Origin of the sequence: Alkalibacterium iburiense, assembly GCF_039521845.1 — a bacterium.
In the GTDB taxonomy this organism is placed as follows: Bacteria; Bacillota; Bacilli; order Lactobacillales; family Carnobacteriaceae_A; genus Alkalibacterium; species Alkalibacterium iburiense.
In genome coordinates, this window is sequence record NZ_BAAACW010000023.1 from 1 (window position 1) to 8,680 (window position 8,680).

Sequence of the window (8,680 nt, forward strand, 5' to 3'; positions counted from 1 at the left end):
TATCCTATTTGGGAATATCATACCTTCGAACAGGAATAATCTGATTTTTCATAGAACTTTTGGCATTACCACCTATGTATGTCATAAATATAGTCACATGAATAAGTATTTATTAGATAATATTTATTATAACTCATTTAACATTATTTTGAAAACGATTCCGACCTCATGCTTTCGACGGCTTCAGCTATCCGACTGACACATTCGTCATGATTATGCGTGCGCGCAGGACATTGGTATCTTCCGAAAAATATTAAACGGTGATGGGCCACACTCCACAAGTCTTTAGGCAACTTCTCCATTAGGGCATCTTCTACTTGTCTGACTGTTGCTTTAGGATCACAAATATGGAATTTTTTACTCACCCGCTCGACATGGGTATCCACAGCAATGGCTGGTTCATCGAAAGCGACACTCATAACGACATTCGCTGTTTTTCTGCCTACCCCTGCCAGGCTTTCCAGTTCTTTATGAGTTTGAGGCACTTCTCCACCAAACTCTTCTACAAGTTGACGGGCACATTTTTTGATAAACTTTGCTTTATTCCGGTATAAACCGATGGTCTTTAACTTATCCATAATATCCTCTAATTCAGCATCCATCATTTTTTCTGGAGTGGGATACGCTTCGAATAAGGCGGGTGTCACTTTATTCACCCCAACATCAGTCGTCTGGGCACTCAAGATGACAGCAATGAGTAATTCAAATGGGTTTTTATGGTCTAATTCTGCTTTCGCTTCCGGGAACAGCACTCCCATTGCTTCAATTAATTCTGTCGTTTCAGCAGCTGTTAATAATTCTGGTGTATCTGCCAAGATTATTCTCCTCTCCTATTCAGTCATTTTCAAATTTATTTTTCAGCCAATTATACATAGGCACAGGTTTCTCATTCGGATCGGACTCTGAATCAAAAGACTGCTTGCTTTGTTGGGAGCGGCGTCTTTTCGCTTCTTTTTCCACTTGTACTTTCGTCCGAATATTTTTCTTTTCCCAACTGAGTAGAATCCGGTCAATGTATTTCAAACTGTATACTTGGTTTAATACGGCTTCTCTTAAAGCCATCTGAATCAGCTCGGGACTGTGTTTGTCTTCATTCAGCCACATATCTAGAGTTTGTATTTCAATAGCTGACAGCCCTCTTCCGAATTCTTGTTCAAATAGACTATACAGTTCTTTTGAACTGATTTCTGTCTGAATATCTCTTTCTTCATTTTCCTGGACGGACATAAGTTTTAGTATTTTTTCGTACAGTAAATCGAAAGACAGATGGTCGGTCGTTTTTCCTTCCTCATCTGATTGTGTTTCAAGGGTGATTATTTTCTTAGTCATCAATTGATGAATCGCTTTATAAGCCTCTTCTGGAGAGACATTTAAACGGTCAGCAAGTACGTGACTATCTGGGAAGTGCTGTCCATTTTCAGTAATTGAAAGCAGCTGAATTAACGTGATGAGGTCATCATTCGTTAAACCGAGCGCTTTATAATGGGCGAGTAAGGCATTGGGAATCGTTACATTTCCCATTCTTAGCCATTCAAATAACAAATCGTTTCTCATTTCTATTCTCCTTTTCAACTCATGAGAAGAAAAGAGGACTGGGTGTATGGTTCCCAATCCTCTTAAATATATATGGTACGCGTGTGTGTTATGGGTAAATTCTGTTCAACAAACGAGGGAATGGAATAGACTCGCGAATATGTTCTGTTCCACTGATCCATGTCACAGCACGTTCTAAACCTAAACCAAAGCCAGAGTGAGGGACACTTCCATATTTACGTAACTCCAAGTACCATTCGTACTCTTTAATGTCTAAATCAAAAGCTAGAATTTGTTCGCGTAAAGCATCATAATCCTCTTCACGTTCAGATCCCCCAATAATTTCTCCGTATCCTTCAGGCGCAATCATATCCGCACACAAGACCACATCATCCCTATCAGGATGAGGTTTCATATAGAAAGGTTTAATAGCTTTTGGATAGTTTAAAATAAATACAGGTTTGTCATACTGCTGAGCAATAAAGGTTTCTTCTGGAGATCCGAAATCGTCTCCCCATTTCACATCAAAATCATTTTTCTGAAGCAATTCGACTGCATCATCATATGAAATACGTGGATAAGGCAATTGCGTATACTGTTTGAGTAATTCTTTATCACGGTTTAATGTGTCTAGAGCTGCGTCACAGTTATCCAATACATTTTGAATTAAATAAGCAACGTATTCTTCTTGTATTTCTAATGATTCATCTTGTTTCATGAAGGCCATTTCAGGCTCCATCATCCAGAACTCAATCAAGTGACGACGTGTTTTAGATTTTTCCGCTCTAAACGTCGGACCGAAAGAAAAGACTTTTCCTAAAGCCATAGCTGCGGCTTCTAAATACAGTTGCCCACTTTGTGACAAGAACGCATCACGGTCAAAGTACTCCGTATGGAATAATTCAGTCGTGTTTTCAGCGGCACTTCCTGTTAAAATAGGCGGATCGATTTTAACGAAGCCTTCTTTGTTAAAGTATTCATAAGTGGCACGAATGATTTCATTTCGGACTTGCATAATGGCATGCTGTTTAGATGAACGTAACCATAAGTGACGGTTGTCCATTAAAAATTCTGTTCCATGTTCTTTCGGCGTAATCGGATAATCATGGGATTCACCAATAATATCAATGTCTTCTACATGAATTTCATAGCCGAATTTAGAACGGGTGTCTTCTTGAACCGTTCCCGTAATCCAAACTGAGGTTTCTTGGTTTAAGTTTTTAGCTGTCTGGAAAACTTCTTCACTTACTTCACTTTTAACGACAACTCCTTGGAAAAAAGCAGATCCGTCGCGAAGATTTAAGAAAGCAATCTTACCGCTGGAGCGTTTATTAGCAATCCATGCTCCGATTTTGACTTTTTTACCTACATATTTATCTGCTTGAATGATTCGTATCTTTTCCACTGTCCTAATCTCCTTTAATTAACTAATCTCTATTTAAATGTTATCTATGGTTCGCATCCACTCACCAGTCTTTAAATCAATAATATAATACCCTAACCGACGATTCTCATTTCGGTAGCTGATTTCCCAAATAGGTCTTCCATCTATCATACCTATCGTTGCATTCAGTATTTTTTCCGGGTTCTTTTGACTTTTCACTTGCTGAATGGCTTCTTCTTTAGATAGTGTTTCTTCTGCAGGAATAGAGAGAATGTTCCCTCCATTTTGTCTGACAATATAGATCATTTCTTCATTATTTGAAGTCAATCCTTTGACTGTAAAGTAAGTCTCACTTCCGTTATACCAATAGAATTCATCCGGCTGAGTTAAGTCCGTTCTATCTGTTACATAAGCTATGGACTCTTCTTTTGCACTAGCATAAGGGGCATGGGCTTGCTGGTAGATATAAATAGAACCAACAATCAGCACACTCATCAGCACAACGAGTCCTATAATAAATTTTTTCACTCGATTCTCCTCATTTACTATCCGTCTTACTCAACTCTTTTAGTATAGCAAATGAGCACCAAGAAATAAATGATTAAAAGGAGAATGTTTCCCTGTTTCCTTATGGAATAAGAGATAAGACGCTATACTAGCTCTTGACATCGTCACTCATTTAAAGAAAGGTTTGAATTTCCTGAGCTATTTCCTTCACCGGTCTCTCTTCAACTCTCAGCCCCTCTGGCAGAGAATCTAAAAATACAGAAGCGTAGCTGGCATCCACCATTCTTCGGTCTAACACGACCCATACACCTTTATCTTTGGGTGAGCGAATTAAGCGGCCAATGCCCTGTTTGAATTTGACCACGGCCCTTGGTAGCAAATCATGAACGAAAGGATTGTCCCCTCGATCAAGCAATTCTTTATGGCGCTTTTTAACTAAAGGCATTTCTGGAGAATCAAATGGCAGACGCGTAATAATGACGACTTTTAATTCGTCCTCAGGAAAATCGACGCCTTCCCAAAAACTGTCTGACCCTAAAACAATCGACTGATTGGCTTTTTTGAATAGTTTGGAAATCTTCGTCGGAGTCCCTGAAACATATTGCGCTAATATGGTCTTGTTTTGTAAGCTGTGACGTTTCGTCAATAGACGGTACACTTCCTGAATCACTTCTTGTGATCGGAATAATACCAGGCAATTCTCATCTGTTTCATGAACCAACTGTTCAATGTGTTCAGCCAAATAAGAAGCATAGGGCTTCAATCCTTTTTTACTTGCTTGAATAGAATCCTCTAAAGGAACAAATAAACGGCCTTGCTCTTTGTAGTTATACGTAGAGTCAAAGATCGCACTTTCTGCTTCCTTTAAATCCAATGCCTTTTGCATGTAACGAACCGACCCGTTCACAGCTAACGTACTGCTCGTCAATATAACATGACGGTGTTTTTTCAAAATCTCCAGCATGTCTTCTTTCTTTTCTTGGTTGTATTTCATAAAAGAAAGGGTTTGTGTTGGTTTTTTTGAGTAAAACCTTACACCAGTCTGACTGTTGTCTGTTCTCTCAAAGAACACATAGTCAAATAAACCTGCATCATTTTCAATCATGTCAAGTGTCCCTTTTAATTGCTTCACACTCTTTTGCTCCGCTTTATTTAAATCAGTCGATTCTAATGTCTCAAGGAGCTGCTTGCCGACATAAAGTAATTCAGACAAGCTCTGTTTAATAAATTTTGTATCTCGTTTGATATCCATACTGACTTGTGTAAAGTTGAGGCTTTCTTCTTTCCATTCCAAAATGTCCTGATCGACTTGACCTGTTGTCATCATCCAATTGATCCACTTAGCAATCCATTCATCCATCTCTTCTAGCAAGACGTTTACAATAGACTCAAGGGTTGCCAGTTGATAGGGTTTAATATGAGATGATTCCAATGCATGGAGTTGAAAAAGAATCGAGTCTTCTTTTGTCTGGCTCCCCATTTTTTTCAAACTGGAAAGCACACGCTTCGAATGAAACGCAACGGTTGCACTTTCCTCTATGACATCAGGCACATGATGGGCTTCATCCAATATCAGAGTGGATGAGAAAGTAGTGTCCGATTGTTTGCGCCATTCATTTAATAAATAAGCATGGTTGGAGACTAAAATCGACGCTTGTTCAATCCGTTTGTCTCGTCTGGAAACATAATCAAACTCTTCAAAATCGACACTGGAAGATAATGAGGCATATGAGCTTCTTATTTCCTGCCAGAAGTGATGCAACAGACGCGATCCGACACCGATTTCTTCTAAATCTCCTTCATTTGTTTCTGTTAACCAGACGAGTATCTTCATACAAAAGAAGGCTTCAATCTCGGATGACGAAACCTGTTTCCATTTTGTATAAAAGGCAGATAAGGACATATAGTGAGTCACACTCTTCAGTAACGCAGCTGTTCTGTGAAAAGGCAAAGAAGCATTGAGTAAAGGAATAGCTTCATCCACTATCTGCTTCTGCAGAACTTTAGTATAGGTGGACAACACTATTTTCTTTTCTTTTGAAGCCACGTAAACCGATGGAAACAAGTAGCCGAAAGTTTTCCCAGAACCGGGAGCCGCTTCAATGAACTGCGCGTATGTCGGTCTCTCTTGTTTCAGGTATTCAAAGACCAGATTCATCATCGTGAACTGGTTCTCTCTTTTATGTAAGCCTAAATCAGCCATAACCTTTTCTTTTTCCTGTTCTTTATACGGGTAAGCGGACGCCCCTCGGAACTGTTCCTGTTCTTCTAAATAGTCAGGCTTTTTCAGAGCCAGACCATGAACAATCACAATATCGTCTTCTAAATCAGTTGGCTGTTCTTTCATATCTTCTAGAGCATGCTGAATAAACACCCCTGTTTCAGCTGTCAGCGAAGCGGATAGTTCGGATAAACTTTCTAAAGTAATAAGGGGCAGACGGGTTAGTTTTTCATCTAACTTCTGTAGGAGAAAAGCCGTGGCCTGCGCATCAAATAACGCATTATGAGCCTGATTCAATGTATAGCCTAAAGATCCCACTAAGTCTTTCAACTGATAACTTTCTTCCGTCGGATAGAGAATTTGAGCGAGTTCAACCGTGTCTATCGCTGGAATTGTTAAAGGAGCTTCTCCTACTCGTTTAAAACATTCATTTAGAAAATGAAAGTCAAAGGCAACATTGTGAGCCACAAAAATGGTATCTTCTAATAGCGTGTGAATGATATGAGCAATATCTTCAAAGTAAGGAGCCGTCGCTAAGTCTTTTGAAGAAATACCGGTTAAATCTCTGATAGTTTTATTTACTTTTCTGGATGGATTAACGAATGTATCGAATGATTCAACCACTTGATTGTTTTTCATTAACACACAAGCAAATTGAATCATGCGTTCGTCTCTTCCGATACTGGCTCCGGTTGCCTCTATATCAACGATGGCATATAACTGGTCTTTCTTCACACGTCTCCTCCTCCCTTTAAATATAGTCATGAGTTTCTAACCAGTTCAAAATAGATTCCTTCTGATTGGGTGTTTCTCTTTCAACTACTGCTTTTTCGGCTGCTTTAATCGCCGCTCCCAACCATTTCCCGCCTTTTTGATCGGTATACTCCATAAGCTGTTTTCCGTTTATGTCTAAATCATGCGTGGACAAAATAGGCAGGCGTTCAATTTGCTGCTCTACGTAAGTCTTATGAGACTCTAGGCCAATGATTGACATGAGATTCTCCGTTTCCAAAGCCAGTTCCGGAGAATACGTGTAGATAAGGTAAGGCGTCAGATCCTCTTTTAATCGGTGAATCAACAAGGTCAGTAAATGCGTACTTTCTAAAATCGTTTGGTTGGACAAGCGCCATTGACGTAAGAAGCGACTAGCCTCTTTCTCATCATGGATTTTTAAAAAGTAGAGAAGTAATGCCCAGCCTTGTCTGACGTGCGTTAACTGATGAGGTATAAGAGAAAATTTGCGTAAATCCGTTTTTTTCCCTTTTAATCCCGGACAGTACTCAAATAAGCCGGTTTCTATAAAGGCTTCCATTCCTTGAAGCAAATACTTCCCTGTCATCATCTTTTCAAACTCGACGCGGATACGTTCAATCGCAATATGCTTGAGTAAATGAGCATTGACAACAATAGCATAAAATGTGTTGGCTTCTAAATGAAAACCAAGCTGCGCAGCAAAGCGCACGGCACGCATCATACGAAGAGCATCTTCATGGAATCTCTCCTCAGCTTTCCCAACGGCTCTCACTACCTGCTCGTCTAAATCCTTTTCTCCATTAAAGAAATCTTGAATGACTCCTTTATCATCCATCGCAAAAGCATTGATGGTTAAATCTCTTCTTTTCAAATCTTCTTTTAAAGAGCGCACAAAAGTGACCGAATCAGGACGTCTAAAATCTTGATACGTCGATTCGGTCCGGAAAGTTGTGACTTCATATGAATCATGATCTAACAGCACCATGACGGTACCGTGTTCGATTCCAACATCCACAGTCTTTTTGAATAACTCTTTGATTTCCTCCGGGAAAGCACTGGTAGCGATGTCTACATCATTGACTTCTTTATTGAGTAAGGCATCTCTCACGCTTCCCCCTACGAAGTAAGCTTCATAGCCGGCTTCCTGTAAGGTGTGTAAAACAGGTAAGGCTTTTTTGAATTCACCTGTAATCGGTACTTTTTTCTTCATAAAAGCGGGTAAAACCGAAATGAACGGTTACCCTCTCTCTCCTTTATGTCTAGGCATCTTTTTCTCCATCCACTCGTTCAAAACGAAAATGATCTCTTTGAGTGAACTTCTGCATCGTTAAATCAAACGCTTCTGAAAGGTCAATATCAAGGGAATTAGCCAGGGAAATAATGACAAACAAGACATCACCGAGTTCTTCTTCAAGAGCCTTATCTTCCTCAGATGGCTTTTTCTGCTTTTCACCATACGAGTGATTGATCTCTCGAGCCAACTCGCCTACTTCTTCTGTCAACCTAGCTAATTGTCCTAAGGGAGAGAAATAACCTGCTTTAAATTGTCCAATATACGCATCGACTTCTTTCTGCATATGTTCTAAATCAGCCATTATTCCACTCCTGTTTGATTAATAGGGAGACACTCCGTTTCCCATTTTGTGTTCGACATCTTTTAATTCTTTAGCTAAAGCGTAGAACTGATTACGGTCATCTGTCTCTAACGCCCGGTCAATCTCTTCCATCAATTGTTCCTTTTGCTTCTGGAGAAGAAACTGATCCATGGCGTCATCCACTTGTTTGTCTACTTCTTCCGGTATCTGATCATTCCATTTAGCATACGGATTATCTTCCAGAACCGCTGCATATTCAGACGACAAAACGGATTCTTGGAATAATAGCTCGATATATAAATCTGTGTGCCAGTTTAAACGGACTTCATGAAAAGCTTGTTCAGGATGATCAAACTCTTGGCCGTCTTTGTAAAAACGAAACGGCTCATCTTCAGTCCCGACTGTAGACATTTGTATTCCGCGAGGAGTTTTATCAGCATTTTCCACAAATTTAGTCTTGTTTAAAACAATATCGTGATTCAGCAGATAATTTAAAATCCACATCGATTCTCTGCGTTTCAGTTGGTAACGTTGTAAAAACCATTTCAAGAATTTTTTCTTATCTTTTAGTTGAACGCGACTATACATTGAAACTCCCCCCTTTGTTTTCTTGTTAGTGTCAATACTTTCTTTTAATAATTGCTTACAATGGTTGTTATATCAAGGAAAAACAAAAAAACACTTGCC

8 protein-coding genes are annotated in these 8,680 nt (G+C 39.5%); all 8 read right to left on the reverse strand.

The annotated features are described in order from the left end of the window. Positions 1-143 precede the first annotated feature (143 nt). Entirely contained in the window at positions 144-815 is a 672-nt protein-coding gene (gene nth, locus ABDZ53_RS01945) for an endonuclease III (RefSeq protein ID WP_343753437.1), read from the reverse strand. A 19-nt stretch (positions 816-834) separates the two neighbouring features. Continuing rightward, on the reverse strand, positions 835-1,554 hold the full coding sequence (locus ABDZ53_RS01950; protein ID WP_343753439.1) for a DnaD domain-containing protein: 720 nt from the start codon (positions 1,552-1,554) through the stop codon (positions 835-837). Positions 1,555-1,642: 88 nt separating this feature from the next. Then, positions 1,643-2,938, reverse strand: coding sequence for an asparagine--tRNA ligase (gene asnS, locus ABDZ53_RS01955; RefSeq protein ID WP_343753441.1), 1,296 nt, complete (start codon positions 2,936-2,938; stop codon positions 1,643-1,645). Between the two features lie 33 nt (positions 2,939-2,971). Next, complete coding sequence (locus tag ABDZ53_RS01960) at positions 2,972-3,445, reverse strand: cell wall elongation regulator TseB-like domain-containing protein (RefSeq protein ID WP_343753443.1); 474 nt, start codon at positions 3,443-3,445, stop codon at positions 2,972-2,974. Positions 3,446-3,596: 151 nt separating this feature from the next. Continuing rightward, positions 3,597-6,380 (reverse strand): helicase C-terminal domain-containing protein, encoded by a 2,784-nt coding sequence (locus ABDZ53_RS01965; RefSeq protein ID WP_343753444.1) that lies wholly within the window; start codon positions 6,378-6,380, stop codon positions 3,597-3,599. A gap of 16 nt (positions 6,381-6,396) precedes the next feature. Then, entirely contained in the window at positions 6,397-7,608 is a 1,212-nt protein-coding gene (locus ABDZ53_RS01970) for a CCA tRNA nucleotidyltransferase (RefSeq protein WP_343753446.1), read from the reverse strand. 49 nt (positions 7,609-7,657) lie between these two features. Then, positions 7,658-7,993, reverse strand: coding sequence for a nucleotide pyrophosphohydrolase (locus ABDZ53_RS01975; protein ID WP_343753448.1), 336 nt, complete (start codon positions 7,991-7,993; stop codon positions 7,658-7,660). A gap of 18 nt (positions 7,994-8,011) precedes the next feature. Continuing rightward, positions 8,012-8,581 (reverse strand): ReoY family proteolytic degradation factor, encoded by a 570-nt coding sequence (locus ABDZ53_RS01980; protein ID WP_343753450.1) that lies wholly within the window; start codon positions 8,579-8,581, stop codon positions 8,012-8,014. Positions 8,582-8,680 lie beyond the last annotated feature (99 nt).